31 protein-coding genes and 1 tRNA gene are annotated in these 22,266 nt (G+C 57.9%); 26 read left to right on the top strand and 6 right to left on the bottom strand.

What is annotated here, in order from left to right:
• Positions 1-56: 56 nt before the first annotated feature.
• Entirely contained in the window at positions 57-287 is a 231-nt protein-coding gene (locus ABID19_RS06095; RefSeq protein ID WP_354488847.1) for a hypothetical protein, read from the bottom strand.
• A 257-nt stretch (positions 288-544) separates the two neighbouring features.
• Between ABID19_RS06095 and ABID19_RS06090 the strand changes: the two genes are divergently transcribed.
• The 21 genes from ABID19_RS06090 to ABID19_RS05990 all read left to right on the top strand — a co-directional run bounded on the left by ABID19_RS06090 (position 545) and on the right by ABID19_RS05990 (position 15,407).
• Positions 545-619: transfer RNA gene (locus ABID19_RS06090), tRNA-Thr, on the top strand.
• 94 nt (positions 620-713) lie between these two features.
• Positions 714-2,309: a tyrosine-type recombinase/integrase gene (locus ABID19_RS06085; RefSeq protein WP_354488846.1), complete on the top strand. Its 1,596-nt coding sequence runs from the start codon at positions 714-716 to the stop codon at positions 2,307-2,309.
• Between the two features lie 83 nt (positions 2,310-2,392).
• Positions 2,393-3,631 (top strand): phage portal protein, encoded by a 1,239-nt coding sequence (locus ABID19_RS06080; RefSeq protein ID WP_354488845.1) that lies wholly within the window; start codon positions 2,393-2,395, stop codon positions 3,629-3,631.
• Positions 3,632-3,656: 25 nt separating this feature from the next.
• A complete protein-coding gene (locus ABID19_RS06075; RefSeq protein WP_354488843.1) occupies positions 3,657-4,043 on the top strand; it encodes a gene transfer agent family protein in 387 nt (128 codons plus the stop codon).
• The gene (locus ABID19_RS06070; protein WP_354488841.1) at positions 4,036-5,616 is read left to right on the top strand and encodes a phage major capsid protein; all 1,581 of its coding nucleotides are present in this window, start codon (positions 4,036-4,038) and stop codon (positions 5,614-5,616) included. The genes ABID19_RS06075 and ABID19_RS06070 overlap by 8 nt, the downstream gene beginning before the upstream one ends.
• A gap of 13 nt (positions 5,617-5,629) precedes the next feature.
• Entirely contained in the window at positions 5,630-6,016 is a 387-nt protein-coding gene (locus ABID19_RS06065; RefSeq protein WP_354488839.1) for a hypothetical protein, read from the top strand.
• Between the two features lie 5 nt (positions 6,017-6,021).
• Entirely contained in the window at positions 6,022-6,618 is a 597-nt protein-coding gene (locus ABID19_RS06060) for a hypothetical protein (protein ID WP_354488837.1), read from the top strand.
• A 16-nt stretch (positions 6,619-6,634) separates the two neighbouring features.
• Complete coding sequence (locus ABID19_RS06055; protein WP_354488836.1) at positions 6,635-6,895, top strand: spike base protein, RCAP_Rcc01079 family; 261 nt, start codon at positions 6,635-6,637, stop codon at positions 6,893-6,895.
• A 4-nt stretch (positions 6,896-6,899) separates the two neighbouring features.
• Positions 6,900-7,241: an HNH endonuclease signature motif containing protein gene (locus ABID19_RS06050; protein ID WP_354488834.1), complete on the top strand. Its 342-nt coding sequence runs from the start codon at positions 6,900-6,902 to the stop codon at positions 7,239-7,241.
• A complete protein-coding gene (locus ABID19_RS06045) occupies positions 7,238-8,095 on the top strand; it encodes a hypothetical protein (RefSeq protein ID WP_354488832.1) in 858 nt (285 codons plus the stop codon). Before ABID19_RS06050 ends, ABID19_RS06045 begins: the two co-directional genes overlap by 4 nt.
• Positions 8,092-8,382, top strand: a complete 291-nt coding sequence (locus ABID19_RS06040) for a head-tail connector protein (RefSeq protein ID WP_354488830.1) — start codon at positions 8,092-8,094, stop codon at positions 8,380-8,382. Before ABID19_RS06045 ends, ABID19_RS06040 begins: the two co-directional genes overlap by 4 nt.
• A 1-nt stretch (position 8,383) precedes the next feature.
• Positions 8,384-8,809 carry an HK97-gp10 family putative phage morphogenesis protein gene (locus ABID19_RS06035; protein WP_354488828.1) on the top strand — a complete coding sequence of 142 codons (426 nt, stop codon included), beginning with the start codon at positions 8,384-8,386 and terminating at the stop codon, positions 8,807-8,809.
• Complete coding sequence (locus tag ABID19_RS06030; RefSeq protein WP_354488827.1) at positions 8,806-9,237, top strand: DUF3168 domain-containing protein; 432 nt, start codon at positions 8,806-8,808, stop codon at positions 9,235-9,237. Before ABID19_RS06035 ends, ABID19_RS06030 begins: the two co-directional genes overlap by 4 nt.
• Entirely contained in the window at positions 9,237-9,557 is a 321-nt protein-coding gene (locus tag ABID19_RS06025) for a head-tail adaptor protein (RefSeq protein WP_354488825.1), read from the top strand. The genes ABID19_RS06030 and ABID19_RS06025 overlap by 1 nt, the downstream gene beginning before the upstream one ends.
• Positions 9,554-9,952 (top strand): phage terminase small subunit P27 family, encoded by a 399-nt coding sequence (locus ABID19_RS06020; protein WP_354488823.1) that lies wholly within the window; start codon positions 9,554-9,556, stop codon positions 9,950-9,952. Before ABID19_RS06025 ends, ABID19_RS06020 begins: the two co-directional genes overlap by 4 nt.
• Positions 9,927-11,540, top strand: a complete 1,614-nt coding sequence (locus ABID19_RS06015; RefSeq protein WP_354488821.1) for a terminase large subunit — start codon at positions 9,927-9,929, stop codon at positions 11,538-11,540. The genes ABID19_RS06020 and ABID19_RS06015 overlap by 26 nt, the downstream gene beginning before the upstream one ends.
• Positions 11,541-11,551: 11 nt before the next feature.
• Complete coding sequence (locus tag ABID19_RS06010) at positions 11,552-13,612, top strand: hypothetical protein (RefSeq protein ID WP_354488819.1); 2,061 nt, start codon at positions 11,552-11,554, stop codon at positions 13,610-13,612.
• Positions 13,609-13,962: a phage tail protein gene (locus ABID19_RS06005; RefSeq protein ID WP_354488818.1), complete on the top strand. Its 354-nt coding sequence runs from the start codon at positions 13,609-13,611 to the stop codon at positions 13,960-13,962. The genes ABID19_RS06010 and ABID19_RS06005 overlap by 4 nt, the downstream gene beginning before the upstream one ends.
• A gap of 378 nt (positions 13,963-14,340) precedes the next feature.
• Positions 14,341-14,799, top strand: a complete 459-nt coding sequence (locus ABID19_RS06000; RefSeq protein WP_354488816.1) for a hypothetical protein — start codon at positions 14,341-14,343, stop codon at positions 14,797-14,799.
• A gap of 246 nt (positions 14,800-15,045) precedes the next feature.
• Complete coding sequence (locus ABID19_RS05995) at positions 15,046-15,210, top strand: hypothetical protein (protein ID WP_354488814.1); 165 nt, start codon at positions 15,046-15,048, stop codon at positions 15,208-15,210.
• The gene (locus ABID19_RS05990; protein WP_354488812.1) at positions 15,210-15,407 is read left to right on the top strand and encodes a hypothetical protein; all 198 of its coding nucleotides are present in this window, start codon (positions 15,210-15,212) and stop codon (positions 15,405-15,407) included. Before ABID19_RS05995 ends, ABID19_RS05990 begins: the two co-directional genes overlap by 1 nt.
• Positions 15,408-15,947: 540 nt before the next feature.
• Here ABID19_RS05990 and ABID19_RS05985 read toward each other — a convergent pair.
• Complete coding sequence (locus tag ABID19_RS05985) at positions 15,948-16,250, bottom strand: hypothetical protein (protein WP_354488811.1); 303 nt, start codon at positions 16,248-16,250, stop codon at positions 15,948-15,950.
• 243 nt (positions 16,251-16,493) lie between these two features.
• Here ABID19_RS05985 and ABID19_RS05980 point away from each other — a divergent pair, with 243 nt between their 5' ends.
• The 4 genes from ABID19_RS05980 to ABID19_RS05965 all read left to right on the top strand — a co-directional run bounded on the left by ABID19_RS05980 (position 16,494) and on the right by ABID19_RS05965 (position 18,810).
• A complete protein-coding gene (locus ABID19_RS05980) occupies positions 16,494-16,730 on the top strand; it encodes a hypothetical protein (RefSeq protein WP_354488809.1) in 237 nt (78 codons plus the stop codon).
• A 96-nt stretch (positions 16,731-16,826) separates the two neighbouring features.
• Positions 16,827-17,684 (top strand): hypothetical protein, encoded by an 858-nt coding sequence (locus ABID19_RS05975; protein WP_354488807.1) that lies wholly within the window; start codon positions 16,827-16,829, stop codon positions 17,682-17,684.
• A 144-nt stretch (positions 17,685-17,828) separates the two neighbouring features.
• Positions 17,829-18,056 carry a hypothetical protein gene (locus ABID19_RS05970; protein ID WP_354488805.1) on the top strand — a complete coding sequence of 76 codons (228 nt, stop codon included), beginning with the start codon at positions 17,829-17,831 and terminating at the stop codon, positions 18,054-18,056.
• Positions 18,057-18,153: 97 nt separating this feature from the next.
• Entirely contained in the window at positions 18,154-18,810 is a 657-nt protein-coding gene (locus ABID19_RS05965) for a hypothetical protein (RefSeq protein ID WP_354488804.1), read from the top strand.
• A 252-nt stretch (positions 18,811-19,062) separates the two neighbouring features.
• Here the strand turns inward: ABID19_RS05965 and ABID19_RS05960 are convergent, their stop codons facing one another.
• Positions 19,063-19,263 carry a CsbD family protein gene (locus ABID19_RS05960; protein WP_352937345.1) on the bottom strand — a complete coding sequence of 67 codons (201 nt, stop codon included), beginning with the start codon at positions 19,261-19,263 and terminating at the stop codon, positions 19,063-19,065.
• 195 nt (positions 19,264-19,458) lie between these two features.
• Positions 19,459-19,722 (bottom strand): hypothetical protein, encoded by a 264-nt coding sequence (locus ABID19_RS05955; protein WP_354488802.1) that lies wholly within the window; start codon positions 19,720-19,722, stop codon positions 19,459-19,461.
• Positions 19,723-19,936: 214 nt separating this feature from the next.
• On the opposite strand from ABID19_RS05955, the gene ABID19_RS05950 reads away from it, so the two are divergent.
• Positions 19,937-20,218, top strand: a complete 282-nt coding sequence (locus ABID19_RS05950) for a DUF3606 domain-containing protein (RefSeq protein WP_354488800.1) — start codon at positions 19,937-19,939, stop codon at positions 20,216-20,218.
• On the opposite strand, the gene ABID19_RS05945 is transcribed toward ABID19_RS05950, so the two are convergent.
• A complete protein-coding gene (locus ABID19_RS05945; protein ID WP_354488798.1) occupies positions 20,175-21,176 on the bottom strand; it encodes a YihY/virulence factor BrkB family protein in 1,002 nt (333 codons plus the stop codon). The two genes, ABID19_RS05950 and ABID19_RS05945, sit on opposite strands and share 44 nt — an antisense overlap.
• Positions 21,177-21,270: 94 nt before the next feature.
• Positions 21,271-22,005: a hypothetical protein gene (locus ABID19_RS05940; protein WP_354488796.1), complete on the bottom strand. Its 735-nt coding sequence runs from the start codon at positions 22,003-22,005 to the stop codon at positions 21,271-21,273.
• Positions 22,006-22,266: the final 261 nt, after the last annotated feature.

The following is a 22,266-nucleotide window of genomic DNA, read 5'->3' as shown; positions in this document are numbered from 1 at the left end:
CCGGCTTGGTTCAAGAAACAGGATTCCCCACCCTGGACCCAGCCTGTTGATATAGGTCAATCCTTTTGCGTTTCCCTTAACGCGCCGAGCCCGTCCGGCCGCTTGTCGGCGTCCCCAGTGCGCCGCTTGTCGGCGTCCCCAGTGCGCCGCGAGCGCGACTGCGCCTTGCGCTTCTGCAGATTGGCGCGCAATTGCGCGGCGAGCCGGCTCTTGCGGTCGGCCTTGTCAGGTGGACCGTTCTTGTCAGGTGGACCGCTCTTATCAGGTGGAGTTGTCGTGTCGTTCATGGTCCCGTCCCGGCTAGCGATTAGAGCGACATGCGTCCGCCGCGCACTACGTACGCTCTAACACTTTGTATCTACGCATCGGGCTTTCCGAAAATCGATTCCGATTCTTCGGGCCGATGCGCCAGCCCGCCAATCAGGGATAGCCAACATTGTGGCGCCGCCATGTCCGGGAAATCTCCAGTCCCGGCTTTCAACATATGCCTTGCACCCGGCCTTGCGCTTGCCGGTTCGATATGGCAGAAGCCCCGCCATCAGCGGCTGCGGTAGCTCAGTGGTAGAGCACTCCCTTGGTAAGGGAGAGGTCGAGAGTTCAATCCTCTCTCGCAGCACCAGCCTATCCCATTGAAATTGCTCAACCCCTTGACACGCAAGGCCTTGCGTCCATTATCTTGTTACAAAGTTCGTAACAAACGGGGCGAGTGTTTCGTGGCTGGACGTAATCGGTATCTGCTTTTTCGGGACGGTCGCTATTACGCCCGGTTGGTCGTTCCTAAAGACCTTCGACCGTTTCTGGAGCGCAAGACCGAATTGCGCACCCCTCTTGGGGCAGACCGCCGCACCGCCTTGTCTAAGCTCCCCGGTGCCGTTGCTGTCCTTCAGCACCGTATAGCGATTGCGGAACGCGCTGCGGCAAAGGCGAGCGGCCATCGTGTCGAGATCGGCAGATATCCGCTCACCGTTCCGCAGATCGCCAGCCGGGACTACCTTTCACAAATCGAATTTGACGCGGAGCTTCGCGCGAATGATCGACGTTATGCGTTGGCGGGCGTCGACTATGACGAGGCTCACCGATTCCGTGATGGCTTCGCCGGCTTGCTTTCCGATGATGAGCTAGAGGAGTTGGTTGGTGCGCGTGTCGAGAAGTTTCGAATGCGCGGCCACCATAACGCGACAAAAGGCACTTCGGAATGGAGGACCATAGCGCAAGGTCTGTGTGTCTCGACCTATGAGTCTTTGCTGCGGCAGGATGAGCGCAACGAAGGGGATTTCAGCGGCACGCCGAAGCACCCGTTGCTGGCAAACGCCGAACCAGCCGCCGACGACCTCCCGCCTGTCCCGCTGAAGGGATTGCTGATCGATTATATCACTAGTCGCAAAGCAGTAGGAAAGGGCAGGGAAGCTGAAAGGCGCTGGACGCCCGTCTTCGCGGACCTCGCCAAATTCATTAGGCACAACGACGCGAGACGCCTGACTAAACAGAACCTCATTGATTGGCGCGATGAGCGTCTGAAGACGTTGAGCGCTAAGACGGTTGGCGACGTGTATCTTGCATCTGTGCGCACAGTCCTGTCATGGGCGGTCGGTAATGACCGCCTGGAATCGAACGTGGCCGAAAAAGTTCGGCAAGAAGTGCCGAAAAAGTCGCGCGATCGCGAAAAGGGTTTCACTCTGCCTGAAGCTGTCGCGATCCTCCGCAAGGCTCGCGACTATGTTCCTACCCGGACGGATAATCCCCGCACTACCGAATCGCCGCATACAACGGCCGCAAAGAGATGGTCACCAATCTTGTGTGCCTTCTCGGGCGCGCGCATCGCTGAGATTACTCAGCTTCGGAAACAAGACTTCCGTATGGAAGGCGAAACGCCGGTCATGCGTATCACGCCTGCTGCCGGCACTGTGAAGGCTGGCGGATACAGGGACGTGCCGCTGCATTCGCAAGTAATTGATATGGGCTTCATGAGCTTTGTCGAAGCCGCACCTGACGGTGCTCTTTTCCATTCCGGTGACAAGGAACAAATTACGGCGGCGCGCACCGTCGCCGGCCGAGTAAGTCAGTGGCTTCAATCCCTCGAATTGATCCCCGATGGTCTAAGCCCCAACCATGCGTGGCGGCATCGGTTCAAGACGGTCGGAACGGAACTGCAAATTTCTGGCCGCGTCCTTGACGCCATTCAAGGTCATGCCAGCAAGACGGCGGGTGACGATTACGGCGATGTGACGGTGGCGGCGAGGAAGGCAGCAATCGAGAGCTTCCCTCATTATGAGCTAGATAGCAAAAATCCCGAAAAGTCAATGGAATAAATTCCTAGATAGTGCAAATAAAGGACTTTGTTCCTATTCTCCTGCGTGAGACAATAATTCCGAAATGAGTTTTCGGAGTTGTTGTGCGTCCGCGTCCAGTTGAGTTTCTGAAGAGCATCTTCGGAAGCGGGATCGAAAAGAAGTCGGTTCCGCTTTCTGATTCATACGGCATGGAATCTATCTTCGGCACCCCGAACACGGTTGCTGGCCCTGCCATCAATGCCGCGACTGCTTTGCGCGTCCCGGCTGTCTATTCCGCTATCGTCCTGATCACTGACGCGATTGGTTCGCTCCCTGCCAAAGTCTTTCAAACGGCCGGTGGGGAAAAGCAAACTGCTGACACTCACCCCGCCTATCGCCTTGTTCATGACGAGGCGAACGATTGGACGTCCGCTGGCGCATTACGCGCCACGCTCACCGTCGACGCCCTTCTGCACGACCACGGCTATGCACTCGCCAATCGCGTTGGCGACGGCAAGGTCCAAGAGTTCAACCGCCTGGACCCGCGAAGCGTCACGATCAAGGCCGATGAGATCACCGGTGAACCTGTCTATGAGGTGCGCGACGGTAGCCGCGTTCGCCGCTACGGCTACCGCGACATTCTCCATATCTCGGCACCGTTAGGCTTGGCGCCGATCAAGGCCGGGCGCGAGGCCATCGGCCTTTCGAAGGTCATGGAACAATACGCGGGATCCCTCTTCGCCAACCGTGCCCGCCCGGGCGTCATCATCAAAAGCCCATTGAAGCTTGGCGACGAAGCCAAAAAGAGAATTCGCGACAGCTGGAACGCCGGTTTCCGAAACGACGGCAATGGCGGAACCGCTGTTTTTGACGAAGGCATGTCGTCTGAGACAGTCAACGCCATGACATCGGCGGATGCCGAGTTCTCCAAAAGTCGCGCTGACCAAGTTGTCGAAATCGCCCGCCTGTTCCGCGTGCCACCGCACCTACTTTTCGAGTTGTCGCGCGCCACGTGGGGAAATGCTGAAGAGATGTATCAGGCGTTCTTGGACCTCACACTCCGGCCATGGCTGGACGCTTGGGAGTGGGCATACGCTCGCGTCCTGCTGACGCCCCAAGAGCGCGCCAGCGGCTACTACGTCGAGTTCGTGATCGACGATCTTATGACCGCCAACGCCGCAACCCGCGCCGACGTCTATGCGCAGTATCGCGCCATGGGCGTCCTAACCGCCAATGAAGTCCGCGCCGGTTTGAACCGTGCGCCAATAGACGGCGGCGACACCCTCGACAATCCGAACATCACGCCCGGCAAGCCCGTCGGGGAGAACGACAATCGCAAGCCGGGCGAGGTGGCAGCATGAAGACCTACGCATTCAATGAGTTGATTTGGACGGCGTTTGTTGCCGCTCTGCTGATCGGGGCCGTGTTGCTGGTATGAGCTACACCACTTTCTTCGGCGACGGTGAGCGCACATTCGCGCTCACGCCCGATTTGATCCTTGAACTTGAACGCAAGACCGGCATGGGCATCGGCTCGCTTTGCCTGCGCTTTCCTGACCTCCATTTCCGCCACGCCGAGCTTGTCGAGATCATCCGACTGTCGCTGATAGGCGGCGGCGCGTCGCCACAAGAAGCCGCCGCGCTTGCTGACACCTACGCGGCGAAGCGTCCGCTCAAAGAATCCTTCCCGATCGCCGTCGCCGTGTTGCGGGCCGTCTGGTCTGGCACCGCCGCCGCCGCGCCGTCTGAAGGTGAGGCATCCGCCAATGGATAAGCTCGAAATCAAAGCCTCTTTCCGCGTGTCGGATGCCGGCGAAATCACCGGCCTTGCATGGCCGTTCGGCTCACCTGACAGCGTCGGCGACATCATTCAGAAGGGCGCGTTCAACAAGGCGGCGGCCATGCCGATCTTGTTCGAACATGACCCGAACCGTGTCGTCGGCAATTGGGAGTCCGTCGAGGAAACCGACGAAGGGCTTCAGGTCAAAGGCCGGCTCTTTCTCGACGGCGTGCCGCGCGCCCGTGACGTTCACACCAGCCTGAAGCTTGGTCGCGTCAACGGCCTGTCGATCGGCTTCCGCGCCACGGAAACCAAGACACGCGCGGACGGTAATCGAACCATCCTCGCCCTCAATCTCGCTGAAATCTCAATCGTCGCGAACCCTAGCCATCCGGACGCGCGAATTCTCACCGTCAAGTCCGCCGATGGCGCGGCACAATCCAAAGGAACTGAAATGCCCAATGAGAATACGGCACCCGCGCCGGAATACGCGGAACTTGAAAAGAAGGTGGCGGCCGTCGCCGATGAGGTGAAGACCGTCGCCAAGCTCACCGAACGTTTCGACAAGCTCGAAGCGAAGTTCAATCGCCCGTCCGCTGCCAACTCCAACGTCCCTGCCGCCGACAACGACAACGGGGTAACCGACGAACGCAAGGCGTTCCGGTCCTACCTTCGCGAGGGTAAAGACGCCAATGCGCTGGAACTGAAGACGCTCACCGTCTCGAACGACGCACAGGGCGGCTATCTCGCGCCGGCCGAAGTCTCGACCGACTTCATCCGCGATATTGCCGAGTTCTCGCCCATGCGCGCGCTCGCCACGGTTCGCCAGACGGCAGCGCCGTCTGTCATCGTTCCCAAGCGTATCGGTCGCACGAATGCCCTGTGGAAGGGCGAGCTTGCGCCGACGATTGGTAGCCAGCCCGGTTTCGGTCAGTTGGAAGTGCCGGTGAAAGAGATCGGCACCCATACCGACATTTCGAACTGGCTTACGGAAGATGCGCCGGCCGCTGAAGCCGAAGTTCGCCTTTCGCTTGCGGAAGACTTCGGCCAGAAGGAAGGCCTTGCCTTCGTATCTGGTGACGGCGTTCTGTCACCGCGTGGCTTCATGACCGTGACCGAAGTTGAGTTCACACTCAACGGCCACGCCACCAACCTGTCGGCCGACGCTCTGATTTCGCTCATGTATGCCATGCCGGCTGCCTACCGGAACCGTGGCACTTGGACGATGAATGGCACCACGCTTGGGACCATTCGCAAGTTAAAGGACAGCCAAGGCAACTACCTGTGGCAACCCGGTTTACAGGCTGGCCAGCCTGAAACGATCCTTGGCCGCCCCGTGGTCGAAATGGTCGACATGCCGAATGTCGAGGCCAACGCCTTCCCGATCGCTTTTGGCGACTTCGCCACCAGCTATCGCATCTATGACCGCCTGTCCGGCCTGTCGGTCTTCTCAAACCCGTATCTGCTTTCGACCGAAGGTCTGGTCCGCATTCACGCCCGCCATCGTGTCGGCGGCGACGTGGTGCAGCCCAAGGCGCTCCGCAAGCTGAAGATGGCAACGAGCTAAGGAGCAAATGACCATGCGTGATCTTGCAAACAACCTTGGCGCCGTGCTGGCGCTTTCCCCGGCCGTGCAGGCTGCCACCATCAAAGGCGTTGCTGTCGATCTACTCGGCTTCGAAAGTGCCATGCTTGTCGTGAATACCGGCGCTATCGTCGGCGCTGGCGACTACACCGCCAGGCTTCAGGAGTCCGACACGACCACTGACGCCGACTTTGTCGACGTAACCGCGCCGAAACTGATCGGCGCACTTCCGGCTAGCCTCACCGCAGATGGTGCCTTTAAACAGGGCTACATCGGCACGAAGCGGTATATCCGCGTCGTGGTGACGAAGAACAGCGGCACGTCGATTGCCGCTGGCGCTGTCGTCGTCAAAGGCCGTGCCCGCTCCAAGCCGGTGGCGTAACAATCATGCGGCTCGCATCTGACATCATCGCCATTCGGCACGCCGGTAAGGTGTTGCCGTTGCAGCCGTCATTGCGAGCCGCCCTGACCATTCATCGCAAGTATGGCGATAAGATCGTTGTTGCCGCCCTTCAAGAACTCAATCTCGGCACCATGACAGACATTGCCGTCATCGCCGCATCCGACGAACAAGGCGCGCGCCAGATCATCGGCAACAAGTTCGCCCGTGAAGGGTTTGCCGGTCTAGTTGAAATCCGCAAAGCGGTAGCTCGCCTGCTTAGGGCGCTCTATGCCGACGACTTCGAAGACGACCAACACCCTGCAGAAGTCAAAGCCGACACAACGGGCAAGCCGTTTGACCTTGGCGAGTTCCTTGAAGACCTCTTCGAGATCGGCACCGGCTGGCTAGGCTGGTCGCCTGCCGAGACCTGGGCAGCGAGCCCAAGGGAAATCCTTATCGCCCGGCGTGGCCTGATCGCCAAGCTGAAGGCCGTCAACGGCGTTGCTGACGACGCGCCCAAATATGGCAGCATCGAAGAAGTCACGCCCGAGCAGGTCAAAACCGGCTTGGCGACGCTGCGCGAACTAAGCGGCAATCCCTAAGTGAAAGCACCCTGAAATGTCCGATCCATTTGAAAAATACGCCCCTTCACCCGTCGGGCCGGCCACGCATGCCGTCGAAGTAACACCTAGCGACGATGCCGACCTTGCCACCATTCCGCGCGCGCTCTGGATTGGTGTAGGGGGCGACGTTCGCGTCACGACGATTGGCGGCGAGACAGTCACGTTCAAATCTGTTCAAGATGGAGCTTTCCCCGTCCGGGTGACGCGCGTCTACGCAACGGGCACGACTGCAACAGATATCGTGGCGGTCTGGTAAAACCATGCCTATCCTCCCGCCACGCATTTGCTCTTGCGGCAAGGTCGTCGCGTCTGGTGAGCGCTGCGCCTGTCAGATCGTGCGCGACCGTGAGCGCAGAGCCCGGTTCGATCGGACACGCCCCAATGCCCGCCAGCGTGGTTACACGCGTGAATGGGAGAAGGCGCGCGCCAACTTCATCGCCCTCCATCCTACCTGTCGCTACTGCCCAGCGCCGGCAACCGTGGTCGATCACGTCAAAGCCCATAAGGGCAACATGACCCTGTTCTGGAACAAGGCGAACTGGCAGCCGCTCTGCACGCCCTGCCATTCCAGCATCAAGCAGAGCAGGGAGCGGCGCACATGAGCGACGCAACCAAGCTCTGGGTTAACGTCATCCTTCTAGCCGCCCAGGACGCTCTGAAGGACAAGCAGGAACGCAAATGGTTTCGGCTATCGAACGCTGATTTCATCGAGGTCTGTAGCCTAGCCGGCCTCGACCCGGAAGCAGTGCGCGATCGTGCCACCGATGCCTTCCACCGTTACGACGAAGCCGAAGCGGCTGGCGTCAAGTTCAAAGCCGGCTCGAAGATACGCGGCTGTGCAACCAAGCCAGCCATCAAATATCTGCACGATGGTAAGTCACTCACCGTGTCGGAATGGTCGCGCCTCATTGGTATCAAGGATCGGACTATCCGCGCCCGCTTGCGAGCGGGCTATTCAATTGCTGAAACACTCGACCCAGCTTCTAAGCCAAAGTCCCGCACCTTCAACAGAGCGCACGTTCGCAAGCCTCGCCGCTTCATTTTGCCTGGTCGGCAGCCCAACCTTCATTCTATCAACGGCGTGTCCAAGAGCCTCGCACAATGGGCCAAGGAATACGGCGTTAGCTATGCTGTTCTCACACGCCGCTTGAGGCTTGGCGCTACACTTCAACACGCACTGAATCCCCCTCAGAGCCGGGCCAAGGTTCACACCATCAATGGCGTCGGCAAGACCTATGCCGAGTGGGCCAAACATATCGGCATCTCGATCGGCACCCTTCATCAACGAATGAGCCATGGGCGCACCTTGGCCGAAGCGGTCGCCATGGGCGGTCCGCGCGGCAACCGGGGGGTAGTCGACAACTTCCCTAGGGCGTCGGGGACCGGCGGGGGGAGCGTCGCGCAAGATCGCGCGCAAATAGAGTTTTCTGCAAACCCCGAAAAGACATCGCCATGACTATCGTTACCACGGCCGAATTGAAGGCCCATTCGAACCTTTCCGACGACGAATCCGACGCGCTTCTGACTCAGAAGATCGCGGCGGCGGAAGATTGGTGCGCCGGCTACATCGGCGCTGCCCTGGCTGACCTTGACCCGCTCCCGGCTGGTATCCGCGAAGCCATCCTTCGCATTGCCGCCGACCTATACGAGAACCGTGAGGCAACCGTGATCGGTGCAGGCGGCTCGACCCTGCCGTTTGGTGTTTCCGACCTACTGGCACCACACCGGACTTGGACCTTCTGACATGGCAAAATCCAGACAACTAGAGCGCCTTCAGCGGCGACTTGAAGCGATTCCGAAGTCAGTCCGGGAGGCGGTCGTTCCGGCGCTGGTAAAGAGTGCTGACGAGCTTGCCGACACCATGCGCCAGCTTGCCGAACCGTCGCGCGATACCGGCGCACTCATTGAGAGCATCGCCGTCACGCCACCCGGCCAATCGACGCCGCCGTATTCGCAGCCCGGTGGGATGCGGGTTGCTGGCGAATTGGAAGTGCTAGTGACGGCTGGCAACGAAGGCGTGCGCTATGGGCATCTGGTTGAATACGGCACCAGCTCGGCCGAAGCGCAGCCGTTCTTTTGGCCGGCGGTCCGTCTGACTCAGAAACGCACTCGAAATCGGACCCGGCGCGCCATTGGCAAGGCCGTTCGCGATGGATGGAACAAGCCATGAGCGAATTCACGATGCTTGAACCGACCACTGCACTTCAGATTGCCATCCGCGAACGGTTGATTTTGGACGCCAATGTTTTTGCCCTCGTTCCGCGAGAGAACATCCGCAGCAATTTCACCCGGCCCGACAAGATGCCGGCTGTCCTTATCGGCAACGGCACCACGGAACTGCACGGGCATGATTACGCGGGGCAGCGCGCGGCGTGGGTCTATCTCGACATTCACGTCTGGACAATCGGCGAAGGCTTGGACGCCACCAAGGCCCTGGCCTTCGCCGTCTCTAACTCGCTCGACCATAAGAAGCTCCAGATCGAAGGCGGCTATTGCGATCATTTCAAGGTAACGCGGATCGTTTACCCGCGTGATCCCAACCCCGACTACGGCCACGGCGTTCTGTCGGTTGAAGCCCTCATCCGGTGGGTGGTGTGATGCGCGCCGGGAAGCTCGACAGAACCATCGTCCTTCAGCGCCGGGTGCAATCGGTCGGTGACTCGGGAAACGTGCTGTCGTCCTGGACGACGATTGCCACGGTGCGCGCTGAATTGGTGCAGGCCACGGCGGATGAGTCGGCAACCGACTTTGGCGAGGCCGAAACCGACCTGTGCACGTTCCGCATCCGCTGGCCCGCCAGTGAGATCACAACGGCCGAACAGGTTTTCTATGCCGGCGCTGCCTACAACATCAAACACATTGTCGAGATCGGTAGGCGGCGTGGCCTCGAATTGCGGTGCGAGCGCATCCGCCTATGAGGGGAAGAAAGCCTTCCGGCATCGTCGCCGGCACCTCGCCAGTCACCAAAGTTCCTGCCGTCCCGGCTTGGCTGTCGAAAGACGCCAAAGCTGAGTGGCGGCGTGTCGCGCCGATCTTGGTCAATGAGCGCAAGGTGCTGACTGAGGCCGATCTTGGCACCCTGGAATCCTACTGCATCGCCACTGGCACCGTGCGTGAGGCGCACCGCGCTTTGAACCGTGACGGCCTTGTCGTCGCCGGCAAGCGCCATCCTGCATTCGGCATGATGAATGCCGCCCAGACAACCGCCCGCCTGTGCGCCGCCGAACTTGGCCTGACGCCTGTTTCGCGCTCCCGGCCTGCAATCCGTGACGACCAAGACAACAACGATGACAATCCGCTCGACATTTCCTGAGTGGATTTATGACGGCTCGCCGATTGACGATCCGCTAGGGCTCGGCGAACGCGCCGTGCGCTTCCTTCGTGCGCTGAAGCATCCGAAAAGCCGCGCGCCCAAACGGGCGTTCCAATTGGACGAATGGCAAGAGCGCATAGTGCGCCGCATCTATGGTCCGCGAGATGCACAAGGCAGGCGTCTTGTCTCGACGGTCGTGCTGCTCTTGCCCCGCGGAAATCGCAAGACCAGTCTCGCCGCGGCGCTTTCGTTGCTGCACACAATCGGCCCCGAGCGAGTGCCGGGCGGTGAAGCCATATTTGCGGGATCGGATCGGAACCAAGCTAGTATTGGCTTCCGAGAGGCGCTGTCGATTGTCTTCGCCGATAGCCGCATCACAACTGCCGTGAAGGTGTCCGACGCTGTCAATTCGGCGAAGTCGATCACCCTGAAGAAGGATGGCACCCGGCTCGAAACCATCTCAGCCGACGGCAACCGGCAGCATGGCCGGACGCCGAATTTCGTGCTTGCCGACGAACTCCATATCTGGCGCGGCAAAGAGCTTTGGGACGCGCTACGCACCGGCCTCGACAAGACCGACGACGCGCTGCTTGTCGTGGCAACCACTGCCGGACGTGGGCAGGAAAACATAGCTTGGGAGATCGTAGAAGACGCTCGGAAGGTGGCGCGTGGCGACGTTGTCGATCCGTCTATTCTGCCGATCCTATTTGAAGCCGACCGCGATTGCGATTGGCGCGATGAGAGGCTTTGGCATCGCATCAACCCCGGCTTAGTGCACGGCTATCCGTCATTGTCTGGTTTCCGGCAGCACGCCGAACGGGCCGAGCGCAGCGTTTCAGAACGCGAGAGCTTACGGCAACTGAAGCTCAATATTTGGCTGGACCACTCGACCGACCCGTTCGTTGATATGGCGATCTATGACCAGGGCAACGCCCCGGTCGATCTGGACACCCTTCGCGGCATGCCATGCTGGCTTGCCGTCGATCTATCCAACACGACCGATCTAACGGCCATCGTTGCCGCTTGGCGCACCGATGATGGCGGATACGTTGTGCATCCTTGGTTCTTCTGCCCGAGTGACAATCTTCGGCGACGTGCTGAGCGCGACGGCGTTCCTTACGTCTTGTGGCGCGACGATGGATTCATTTCCGCCACACCCGGTAACGTGGTTGATTACGATTACGTCGAGCAACGCATTCGCGACCTTTGTGCCGAGTTCGACGTGCAAGAGATCGCGTTCGATCCGTGGCAAGCTCGCCAGACTATTACACGTTTGCGCGCCGATGGCTTGCCAGCGCACGAAATGCGCCAAGGCTGGGTCACGATGGCGCCAGCCATCAAAGAGCTTGAACGGGCGATCATCGCCGGCAAATTCCAACACGGCGGACACCCCGTCCTGCGCTGGAACTTCAGCAACATTGCCGTCGAGACCGACAAGGCCGGCAACAAGACCTTTCACAAGGGCAAATCCACCGATCGCATTGACGGCGCACAAGCGGCGGCGATGGCCGTTGGTCGTGCCTTCATCGGCGAAAGCAACGTCTCTGCCTACAACGCGCCGGAAAGCGGCGGCCTGTTCATTTTCTGAAAGGATTACCTATGGCCAATGACGATCAAATCTTAGTTGTCTCGTTGGAAGCGAGGCTTAATCAGTTCGAAAAGAGCTTTCAGCGCGCCGTCCAGATATCGAACAAAAACTTCGGCGACATCGAACAGCGCGCGAAGACGATGACGTCGCGCCTGGACTCATCGTTCGCCAAAATCGGCACCGGGTTGAAGGGCGGCGCCATCGGCATGTTCACTGGTGTAGGTGCTGCCGCCACGGCAGCATTAGCGCCCATCGCGCTCTTTCAGAAGGCGCTCGATACCATCGATATCGCGTCGCACTTGGTCGACACGGCCGACCGTATCGGTCTGTCCACGACGGCGTTGCAAGAGCTTGGCTTTGGGTTTGCACAGGCCGGCGTTGAGCAGTCCGAATTTGAAACTGGAATGGAACAATTCAGCAAGCGCATCGGCGAGGCGGCGACGAAGGGCGGCGAACTGGCGAAAATTCTCAATACGAATGGCATCGCCATGCGCGATGCCAATGGGCAGATCAGGTCATCTGAGGATTTGCTGGGCAGCTACGCTGAGTTGGTTCGCAATGCGACAACCGAGCAAGAGAAAATGCTCCTCGTCACCGAAGCCTTCGGCCGTGGCGGGGGCGCTATGCTGGTTGGATTGAACGACGGCGCAAAAGGCATTCTCAACATGAAGAAAGCCGCCGAAGATGCCGGCGGCGTCATCGATGAGCAGCTATTGCGCCGCGCTGAAGAGATGGGCGACCGGTGGGATGCGGCGTGGCATCGCTTCACGGTAAGCTCGCAATCGGCCATCCTTACCGCCGTCGAAGGCCTCGACAGCCTTAACGGCCGGATGCAGGAATTCCTGAAGAACCGGCAGGCCGTCGAGATGGGAAGCATGGCGGGCTCGCTTGTCGGCAAGCCCGGCGACGTGCTGACCGGGCCAGGGAAGGGCGGCAAGCCAGACGCCATTGACGTGCGCAGTGCACAAGCTTTCGGCGGCGAGATCGCCAAGGCCGACGACAAGCTAATTGAGCATCTGAAAGCTCGCTACGGCGACGCCTCGCGCCGGGCAACCATCATTCCCGGTGAACCTAGCACGGGCGGGAAGGGCGGCGGCACGGCGAGGGCAGTATCGCCAGACAGTTTCGAACGTGAGATCGCCCAGACTCAAAGGCGCACCGCGATCTTGCGCGCCGAGACGGCGGCGCAGGCCAGCATCAATCCGCTCATTGACGACTATGGCGCTGCCGTCGATAAAGCTCGCATTAAGCAAGAGCTTCTGAACGCCGCACAGGAAGCGGGCAGAGCGATCACGCCAGAATTGGCGGCAGCCATTGACGCCACGGCGCAAGCTTATGGTGACGCCAGCGCCGACGCCCAGAGATTGGCCGACACGCAGGACGAGGCCAAGGAAAAGGCCAAGCAATGGGCCGACCTTCAGCAAGACCTTGTGGGCGGGTTCCTGCATGACCTGAAGGACGGCGTGAAGCCGGTTGATGCCTTGTTCAATGCAGTCAACAGGCTAGCCGACGTGGCTATCGACAATCTTCTGAAGAAGCTGTCTGAGGTGAAGGGTGCGAGCGGCGAGGGCGGTCTGTTCGGCGGTCTGCTAGGCTTTGTCGGCAATCTGTTCGGCTTCAGTGCTGGTGGCGAGGTAAAGGCCGATTCCTGGGCCGGACTGAGGCTTGCCGGCGGGGGTGGTGTCCGTGGTCCTGGCACCAGCACCAGCGATTCAATCCCGGCGATGCTTTCCGATGGCGAGTATGTCGTGAACGCCGCCGCGACCGCCAAGCACCGCCCGCTCATCGAGGCGATCAACGCCGACAGGCTGGTGGCGTTCGCAAGGGGCGGCGGCGTCGGTGATGACGGCAAGGCGGCTAGGCTCTGGCGGGCCGCCAACCAGAACGCCGCGCCTGCGATCAACATTTCAACGAACGTCACCGTGAACGCCCAAGGTGGCGATCCTGCCGCCAATGCTGACCTCGCCAAGCAGACGGCCCGTGAGACGAAAGAGGCTGTCCGGGCAGTAGTCATCGAGGAACTGTTGACGCAAAAGAGGCAAGGCGGCCTCATGACGGGGCGCTACGCATGAGTTGGGAAACCTTCAACCCGCCCGTCGCGCCGTCGTCAGGCACGCGCAACAAGCCTGAGATCAAGCTGCTCAAGGCTGATTTCGGTGATGGCTACACTCAGAGCTCTCCCGATGCCCTGAATCACGTCCGGCGCGTGCTGACGCTGGGCTGGGACTGCCTGCTGCCCTGGCAGAAAGATGAGATCGTTGAGTTCTTGGAAAAGCGCGGCGGCTATGAGCCGTTCTACTATACGCCCTCGAATGAGGATCTGCCGGTCAAGTGGACCTGCGAGGACTGGGACGACACCCGCGCCAACGACGGCTTCAAAGTGTCGGCCGTGTTCCGGCAGGACTTCACCATACAAATGTGAGCCTTTAGGAGCCGGCACGGCATCGCTAGCCGGAGGATGTTTCCTTGTCTCGCTTTACGTCACGCTTTTCGCAAGCCGGAAGGGTTTCCGGTTTTTGTTAAGGCGACACGAAAGACTCTTACTTACTTACTTTCTTACTTCTCTTATTACGTGTCCGTTTAACAAAAACCGGAAACACCCTCCGGCTAGGTGCAACGTCACGAAAACCGGAAACACCCTCCGGCTAGAGGTAGGACGATTTTCCCGACTTTTTATGCAGCGCCTCGCGAGATTAGCTACAATGTGTGGGCGAGGCGGGTAGCTCCCACTCATTGCCGACCGGGATTTTCACCGGGTCCCGGTCGGCCCCACGGTGAACGGTGAACGGTGAACGGTGAAATGACTTCTTACGATTGGCTCTGCCAAGAGCTAGACGCGCTCGACCACGTGAAGGTCGATGCGGTGATACCAGCCCAGACGCTTCAGGCATCGGCGACGCCCCTTCCTGCCCTGGTCCATTGGCGCGAGGCGGCGCGAAAGTGGCGGGCCCAAAATGTCGAGGTGGTAGCTGAATATGAACGACGGGAAGCGGAACGCCAGATGAACCTCATGCTACGTCTGACGTCTGAGAGAGCAGAGTTAGGGGAAAAAAGGCGCACATATTATCGTGACTACATGGCGAAGAGGCGCGCCGAGAGTGCAAAGGCACAAGGCCGGACAGTGAGACAATACCGCAGCCTGAAGGACATGACACCGGAAGAGCGCAAGGCTCACGAACGCAAGCTTGACCGGGAAAGGAAGGGCCGCAAGGCTGGCATCAATGCCCTATCCCTTCACCCGTTGTTCGGCCGATTCTAGGCGCTTGTCTGCATCCCGACCGCCAGAACGCTATAATGTAAGCGTCGAGATTGGTTCTCTCGACATTCCTGAAACTGCCACAACCCGCCCAAGGTCGTTCTCCCCTGCCTTGGGCGGTTTTTTGTCGAGACATAAGTAAATATTTACTTATGCTAACTATTTGAAATTATTCAATTTTATGACTTGACGAGTCACCGTGTGCTGATTCACATTCGGCCCTGTCGAAACACAAACAAGGGGTTTGGAATGGACCACTACCTGAGTGATGAAAACTGGAATGCCCTGGTCGATCGCCTCACCGGGCCGCATGACCCAAAAGCGCCCGGCTGGACGAAGCGTGACGAGGTTGTCGCGGCGCTCATGGATGCGAGCGTATGGCCGGCGAGGATTGCGGAAGAGGAGGTGGCATAATGGGCCTGCTCACAGATGCACCCGAGCCGATACGTGACGCTTTCAAGGCTTGGACAGAAGGGAGCCTCACCGGGTCAGAGCTCCGCGAGCACATTGACCAACTCGCCCTGACAGACCCCGCCGTAAAGAGCTTCCGCGAATCCAAGCTTTCGGCGCTCGATGGTTCAAACGATGTGGAATGGCGCGCTCTTTTGTAGGTGATCTTTGGACCGCACAATACATCCGGTTGCCCACGCCCTTGCCATGGGAAAGCCGCTGCTTAGCGGCGACGATGGTGCGCGGCGCTTTGTGCTCAACCATGGTTGCGCCTTTAACCCCGCGCCATTGCCGCGCGGGGTTCGAAAGTGCAGGCAGGGCACGTGCTTTGAAGCCACCGGTCGCTTTGTCATACGAACGCCGGATGCCGGTTTTGGGTATGTCGAGGGGTTCGCTATCGGTCCGGGGCACCTCGCGCCGGTTTGGCACGCATGGTTGACGAAGGACGGAACCGCCCTGGACCTGACATGGCCGGAGTCCATTTCAATGCGATCGTCCTACTTCGGCGTTGAGTTCGCGACGAAAATCCTTGCGGCTATGCTCGTTTCGCGAGGTTACGACGGAATCTTGGACCCAGTTGACGACGGACTAACGTCGGCTTTCGAAAAGGACAGAGCCATTTAGCTCTCCCATCCTCGCCGAACTACCAGAGGCCCGCCGCTCACCCCGGCGGGATATTGTAGCTGATGCCGTGGCTCCTCTCAGCGGCCCCACCGTTCGATCAAATTTCTGAAGAAGCCGGTCGATACGTAGCAGGTGGCGGAAGTGCGCCTCCATAGGTTGTTATTGCAGTCGCTCTTGATGTCGTGAGGAACGGGGCGATAGCCCTTCGATCTCATGCAGGTCGAAACGTAATCGGATTGTTCCCACATGTCGCCCTCGCTTGGCTTGTCTGGACCGTAAATCGCTACTTCATCGAGCCGGCATTGAGCGATAGCAACCTCTTTGCCATCGTCACACCCAGCCAGCGCCAACAGCGGCATCGCGACAAACCATTTGCTCATGAACATCCCTCCACCCGGCGGCGAGCCTAGACACTCGACCGGCATCCTGCAAATTTGCAGTCAGCGCTTGACTCTCGTGTTCTCTTTTTGTTCCTATACCATATGGTGAAGCGTAGCAGCGGGCCGTCGCCGGCTCGGATCGATCGCGAGTGGCCCCATCAAGTCGCGCTGCTCGACGACCTTTGCGTCGATCGGAATTTCACGCTGATCAGGGACTTTTGCCACCAGCGCGGACTAAGCTTCATGACGAGACACGCGACGGCGATCTGGTCGAACGGCAAGGAAGAGCTTTACCGGCTTCATTGCTTCGCCGATCCTGCATCGGCCGAAGCCTTCCGTGACCATTTCAACGGCATCATGTTCGACCCAAGGAAGGACCGGGCAGACGGGAAGGCGCGTGGTGCGTGGCACCGCAGCGAACCATGGCAGAAAGTGTCGGACGTTGGCCCGCTTAGTATTCCGGTCAGCCTGCGAGATTAGAGTGCTGATATGTGGGGAGGGGTCGCGGATCACAATCCGCACCCTTTCGGAGGCCCACTCTGTGCAGTAGGCTGTTACGCAAACGGGGGACGGAAGGTGGATTTGCCGGAGGCATCTAACGCAATCCTAGCCGCATTGGGCAGTGCATGGGTGCAATTTGCCTCAGACACTTTCTCTACGCTCATTGGGGTGATGGCAGGTTTTGCAGTATCAATCTATCTGAGTAGAAAGCAGATCCAGTATGACTCAAGAAAGGATCAAGAAACCGTAATACAGGTCGGTATTTCGAATCTGAAGCAGGTGGTATACGCTTGTGCTTCGAACCTAGAAAACCTGCTAAATATGAAATATCAGATGATAGGTGATTTGAAATCAGATTGCGATAAGGTGAGGCCGGCAATCAATGAGTTCCGAGATCCCAAGGAAATTGTAGCCATTTCAGAGCCGCTCAGGACATTCTTCGTAGGGTTCCCCAGATTAGGCGTGATGAAATTTCCAGACTATGATAAGTTTAGTGAATTCATAAATGACATACCTATGCTTCTTTCAATAATACACAAGACGGAATTCACCCTGGAAGATTTGAATAACAGAATAGCGTCTAGGAATTCCTTAATAGATAAGCACTCTATGAAAAATATGGATGGTTTAAATGCGCATGCCGTTTTCTATTTTCATCAGATGATACTGTCGGAGTCAGATAACATTATCCAGTATGTGGATGATGCTTTATTCTTTTCAGATTTGTTGAGTGAGCAGCTTATCAACTATATGAAATGTAAATATCCAGAACAGAGAAATATAAAATTCGCTCCGTCGGATCATCTGAAGGCGATTATGCCCCCAAAAGATTACGTTAAAACCTATCGGGACCAGTTTCGCGACTTCTCGACCATGCCCAAAAAAAAGAAGCTATTTACTCTTGCTGACGCCTTCTCGAAGCAATCCCTGTAGGTCGGTGTCGCGCGCAAAACCGCAGCGCGAACAACAAGGTGCTAGGAGATCGGCGACCAGAAGCCCGCCGCTCATCCCCGGCGGGCTTTGTTCTTTTATGCGGTATACTGCCGATTGAGTCGGGCAGTTATAGGGTGAACTCGAATGACCGAAAGCAATCTTGTCTACAACGAGCGGCTGAAGGCCCTTGCCGGCATGTTTCACAATCTGGCGGTGGCGTCGGTCACTGGCGGCGTTGTGTTGCCGCTGATCAATGCGAACTCCGGAGCGGATACGAACCTCACTTTTTTCGTCACGATCCCGGTAGGAATGGTGTTGGCCCTGTTCTTCGGCTTCTGGGGCCAAATCATGCTCAAAGACCTACAGGGCTAGGGCTGATAGCCTCCCTCTTGCTTGTGCATGGTGCTGCCGTCGCCTTCCTCGCACAAAACGATTCGCGATGGTTGAATGGTAAATTGGGGCAAACAGAATGGTTAAGGTGGTTGCTTGGGGTTCGACTTCGCGTCGAATTGGCGCGCTGTCTATATCCGTGGATCAAATGATTGGCATAATAGAGTCCCATAATATTAAGGAGGTAAGCGCTAAGAAGACCTATTGGAAGAAGACTATTCATTTTGAATCTATTGATGACATAAAGAAAAATAAGGCAAGGTTGTCAGGAAATCCGCTATTCTATCTTGATGGTGTTAATTTAGAATTCTCATTTGGAGCTGCAAAGTTATGGTTTTGGTTGAGTGACAAGGAGAGCCACAAAGAAGATCTAATGTTGTCTCTATATCATGAGCTTGCCGCCCATAAATCAAGCATGGACAAGATATTCGATTTTTGCTACAAGTTATATATTCCGACATTGACGTTTTTGCTTCTATCCGCGATTTTTAAGGGGAAATTTGAAAGCTACATTAATCTTAATGGCGATAAATTGGCGACGTTTGTATTTCTCCCCTGCCTTGCGATAGTCCTTATTAATGGGTCCAGAGTGTTGCGGAGCGGAATCACCTATACGCCGGTGCCAGGTTTCTGGACGCGGCATGGCAGCAACATTGCAGCCGGACTAATCGGCGCAATAGTTCTCGGCTGGCTTGGGGTAGTCGGAAAGATTTTGATGAGCGGCGCTAAGCCTTGAGCTTTAGCCGTGTTGGCACAAACGCTGACGGCCGCCTTTCAGAGACACGGGAAAGAAATGCCCCGAAAAAATCGCCAAACCGCCGCACGTCACAATGTTACAAAACGTCGTGTAACTCATTGAAATTAATAGCTTAAGCCAGAGTTCAATCCTCTCTCGCAGCACCATTCCAAGCCTTGTTTGATAACGAGCGCGAAGGCGCTGTCCGCTGCCTTCGCAGTACGGATTGATTTTCACGTCGCGACTGAACGATCAGGTGAGGCTTCTAGACCAGTCGTCTATCTGGCGCTCTGCCTCTTCCTTGGCGATGCCATACCGCTCCTGAATACGTCCTGCGAGTTGGTCACGATTGCCCTCGATGCGATCAAGGTCATCGTCGGTTAGGTCGCCCCATTGCTCCTTGGCCCTGCCTTTGAACTGCATCCATTTTCCCTTGATCTGATCCCAGTTCATGGAATTTCCTCCTTTGTTGCTCAGAGGAAATGCAAATGGACGCCACATGTTCCCGAACAGCGGATCGGCCATGACGATTATCGTTGGCGACGCAGCAAAAGCCGCCGGCCGGAGCCTGCGCGACGAATTGGCGTGGGATCGAGTGGAGACGATCCGCGTCTTAAAATCACACCCGCTCGACAGAAAATTCCCGGATCAACTGGCGCGTGCCAAGGCGATCGATATGACGTTGTCTGCATCCGCCTCCGGTAGATCGAACAGCATCGGGAGTTGGCGGGTCATGGCCATTTCAACGATCAGCTCTTCAATGGAAGCTGTCTGAAGGTCGGTCTCGACACTCTTCGAGATCATCGCAGCAAGCTTGTGGACCGGCACTGGTGCCGACTTTGCATGGTCGTCGAGCAACCTGCTGATTTCGATTACAACGTCTGCGTCAATGCTCTTTGGCAATTCGCGCATGGCTCTTCCTCCCTACCCATATCATGCGCGTGCCAGAGGCCCGAGTCTCGAAAAATCGACGTGTTGAGAGCATAGGCCGGTCCGTTTGCTTTGGCATACGCTCGGCCTGCGGCGAATGGCCGAGGCGCACCGGTGTCGCATATGGCAACGAAATCGCTCCTTTTGCGTTGGCCAACCATGCGTCGTTAGCAAACGTAACCAAAGGAGATTAAGCATGACAGCCGACGCGGCGAAGCTCTATCCCCGCCACCGGGATCGGATCTCCGGCAGCGAGGACTACATAGTAGCGCACTTTGCCCGGCAGAACGGCATCACCCCAGCGCAAGTCCATCAGTTGATCAAGAGGCATGGAAGCAACCGCACCAAACTGGTGGCCGCTGCGAAGGAGCTTCGCGCGTCGCTTCGAACGGATTCCCCTAAGGCGATCCCTTCGCGGCGTCGCGTCGGATACCTCAGCGCCGGTGTCGATGCCAGAAATGGTTTAGAAACACGGTGAGGAGACTGCCGAAAACAATCCAGCCGAGGATTTCGTTTGCTGAGTTTTCACTCCTGGCCGCCGTCGCCAGCTTCTGTTCGCGATCACTTGCGTCGATGGTCGCCCGCAGATCGGACCGGCTGCCGTGCCGAACCGAGTAGGCGCGTGTAAATTCAGCGCCCAATAGAAAGATCTCGGACGAATAAAACACCCACAGCAGCACAACCAGCAATGCGCCGGCTGCCCCGTATGACGATGCGATCGCGCTTGCTCCGATATACCAGCCGATCAGCGACTTGCCGATCGTGAAGAGAAACGCCGTCACCACCGCGCCGACGCCAACATCGCGCCATCGCAGTGCGCGGTCGGGCAGGACCTTGTAAATTGCCGCGAACAAAAGCGCGATCAGGGCAAACGAGACGATCCCGTTGATTGCACTCAGGATAGTGGTGCCGAAGGGCAGACGCTTGTTGATGATCTCGCCAAGCGCCGAGATTGCAGCGCTGGCGACCAGGGACACCAAGAGCAGGAAGCCGAGCGCCGCGACGAGGCCAAGGCTTGCGGCGCGGGCGCGCACAAACCCGGAAATCGATGTTCTGCCCGGTTTGACTTTCCAGATTTCGTTCAGCGCAACCTGCATTTCGCCGAACACGCCGGACGCGGTGACGAACAGCGCGACGAGGCCCACAATGGCAGCAAGGGTGCCCGCCGTTCGACGTGATGCGTTTTCGATTGTCGCTTGCAAAAGCTCGGCGCTCTGCGGACCCATCAGTCCCGACAGCTGGGCCGAAAGCGCCAGTTGCGCCGCATCGTTTCCGAAGGCCAGACCAGCGATGGCGACAACGATGAGCAGGATCGGCGCAAGCGAGGTTGTCGCATAAAATGCCATTGCTGCGCCGTGGCTTAGGGCATTGTCATTGATGAAGCCGAGAATGCTCTCCGTAAGGAGCATCCAGCCCTCTTTCGCCACATTCCACATGTTGCGTCACCTGCTTCTCAGCAAGCAATTAGAGGCAATACGGCAGCGGACCAGAGCAGCAATTGAGAAGTCCTGGCCCGTTTGAATCCGGAGTTTAGGTGATGGGTTTCAGGTTTTTGGGGCCGACCTGAGCCGAGGCCCTTTTCGTAAGACCATCCTGCGTCGGGAAGGCCGAGAACGCTGCGATGGCTAAAAAGATGGGAATCCCCAATTCGAGGATCTCCTCGAACACCATGGCGGTATAGGTCCGGGTGACGTGGATGTCGAGAAATGTGAGATTTGATGGCGCCCCGTCGAGAGCCTTGGAAAGAACAGTGCAACCGATAGCGGCGGCAATGGCAAAGGCAGTCGCCTCACCATGGCGAAGCCCGTGCACAAAGCTGCGGAAGCCGTCCCTCAGAAGCAAATAGACGGCAAAGCCGAGGATACCAACGATCGTCACGCCGATCAGCTTTTCCAACAGTGGAACGTTAGGCGAAATGTAGAGGGTGGTCTTGGAGATGTTGTAGGTCGTGAAATGCGCATGGAAGTCCAGCTCGCGCAGGCACATCGCGATCGGTATGGCAACGAGATACCACCGCTTGAACAGGTCCCGATAGGGCATTTCCCGGATAAGCGTTGCCACGACGATCAGATAGCCGGACGCCGAGAAGACCTCAATCGGACCACCCTCGCCGAGGTACACTTTTCGTATGGAGTCGGGAAGGAAGACGAGCGGCAGGGCGACGAGAACGACGAGCACCAGCAGGGCAAGGCCCATTTGGTTGAAATAATGGCCTTTACCGTAGTCGCGCGTTCTTTGGCTCCACGCCATGTCCATCTCGCCCATATCTGTCTTTAGCCGACTCTCTATTGATGGCGTTTCCACCCAATTTGAAAGATCGGGTCTTTGTCAAGTTTGCCGCACCTCATTCCGCCCGCTTGCCTTGGTGGCATAGGCCGAAAAAATGGGACTCGTCGTATGGCCGCCATGAGATCGGCGATGTATCGGCCGGGAGGTCGCCATGCCGAATCTTTTCCAGCAGCGTTGCAGTTCAGCAACAGTCGGCCGATCTGGGCGGACCATTTGTTGAAGCGGTTGCGCCCGGCA

The sequence above is a fragment of the Mesorhizobium robiniae genome, from assembly GCF_040545535.1.
Classification (GTDB): Bacteria; Pseudomonadota; Alphaproteobacteria; order Rhizobiales; family Rhizobiaceae; genus Mesorhizobium; species Mesorhizobium robiniae.
The sequence above is the reverse complement of the archived record's forward strand: the minus strand, read 5'-3'. Positions and strand labels throughout refer to the sequence as shown.

Coding starts and splice junctions, on each gene's coding strand:
- ABID19_RS06095 (WP_354488847.1), bottom strand. CDS start 287: ATGAACGACACGACAACTCCACCTGATAAGAGCGGTCCACCTGACAAG.
- ABID19_RS06070 (WP_354488841.1), top strand. CDS start 4,036: ATGGATAAGCTCGAAATCAAAGCCTCTTTCCGCGTGTCGGATGCCGGC.
- ABID19_RS06065 (WP_354488839.1), top strand. CDS start 5,630: ATGCGTGATCTTGCAAACAACCTTGGCGCCGTGCTGGCGCTTTCCCCG.
- ABID19_RS06060 (WP_354488837.1), top strand. CDS start 6,022: ATGCGGCTCGCATCTGACATCATCGCCATTCGGCACGCCGGTAAGGTG.
- ABID19_RS06055 (WP_354488836.1), top strand. CDS start 6,635: ATGTCCGATCCATTTGAAAAATACGCCCCTTCACCCGTCGGGCCGGCC.
- ABID19_RS06050 (WP_354488834.1), top strand. CDS start 6,900: ATGCCTATCCTCCCGCCACGCATTTGCTCTTGCGGCAAGGTCGTCGCG.
- ABID19_RS06045 (WP_354488832.1), top strand. CDS start 7,238: ATGAGCGACGCAACCAAGCTCTGGGTTAACGTCATCCTTCTAGCCGCC.
- ABID19_RS06040 (WP_354488830.1), top strand. CDS start 8,092: ATGACTATCGTTACCACGGCCGAATTGAAGGCCCATTCGAACCTTTCC.
- ABID19_RS06035 (WP_354488828.1), top strand. CDS start 8,384: ATGGCAAAATCCAGACAACTAGAGCGCCTTCAGCGGCGACTTGAAGCG.
- ABID19_RS06030 (WP_354488827.1), top strand. CDS start 8,806: ATGAGCGAATTCACGATGCTTGAACCGACCACTGCACTTCAGATTGCC.
- ABID19_RS06025 (WP_354488825.1), top strand. CDS start 9,237: ATGCGCGCCGGGAAGCTCGACAGAACCATCGTCCTTCAGCGCCGGGTG.
- ABID19_RS06020 (WP_354488823.1), top strand. CDS start 9,554: ATGAGGGGAAGAAAGCCTTCCGGCATCGTCGCCGGCACCTCGCCAGTC.
- ABID19_RS06015 (WP_354488821.1), top strand. CDS start 9,927: ATGACAATCCGCTCGACATTTCCTGAGTGGATTTATGACGGCTCGCCG.
- ABID19_RS06010 (WP_354488819.1), top strand. CDS start 11,552: ATGGCCAATGACGATCAAATCTTAGTTGTCTCGTTGGAAGCGAGGCTT.
- ABID19_RS06005 (WP_354488818.1), top strand. CDS start 13,609: ATGAGTTGGGAAACCTTCAACCCGCCCGTCGCGCCGTCGTCAGGCACG.
- ABID19_RS06000 (WP_354488816.1), top strand. CDS start 14,341: ATGACTTCTTACGATTGGCTCTGCCAAGAGCTAGACGCGCTCGACCAC.
- ABID19_RS05995 (WP_354488814.1), top strand. CDS start 15,046: ATGGACCACTACCTGAGTGATGAAAACTGGAATGCCCTGGTCGATCGC.
- ABID19_RS05990 (WP_354488812.1), top strand. CDS start 15,210: ATGGGCCTGCTCACAGATGCACCCGAGCCGATACGTGACGCTTTCAAG.
- ABID19_RS05985 (WP_354488811.1), bottom strand. CDS start 16,250: ATGAGCAAATGGTTTGTCGCGATGCCGCTGTTGGCGCTGGCTGGGTGT.
- ABID19_RS05980 (WP_354488809.1), top strand. CDS start 16,494: ATGACGAGACACGCGACGGCGATCTGGTCGAACGGCAAGGAAGAGCTT.
- ABID19_RS05970 (WP_354488805.1), top strand. CDS start 17,829: ATGACCGAAAGCAATCTTGTCTACAACGAGCGGCTGAAGGCCCTTGCC.
- ABID19_RS05965 (WP_354488804.1), top strand. CDS start 18,154: ATGGTTAAGGTGGTTGCTTGGGGTTCGACTTCGCGTCGAATTGGCGCG.
- ABID19_RS05960 (WP_352937345.1), bottom strand. CDS start 19,263: ATGAACTGGGATCAGATCAAGGGAAAATGGATGCAGTTCAAAGGCAGG.
- ABID19_RS05955 (WP_354488802.1), bottom strand. CDS start 19,722: ATGCGCGAATTGCCAAAGAGCATTGACGCAGACGTTGTAATCGAAATC.
- ABID19_RS05950 (WP_354488800.1), top strand. CDS start 19,937: ATGACAGCCGACGCGGCGAAGCTCTATCCCCGCCACCGGGATCGGATC.
- ABID19_RS05945 (WP_354488798.1), bottom strand. CDS start 21,176: ATGTGGAATGTGGCGAAAGAGGGCTGGATGCTCCTTACGGAGAGCATT.
- ABID19_RS05940 (WP_354488796.1), bottom strand. CDS start 22,005: ATGGGCGAGATGGACATGGCGTGGAGCCAAAGAACGCGCGACTACGGT.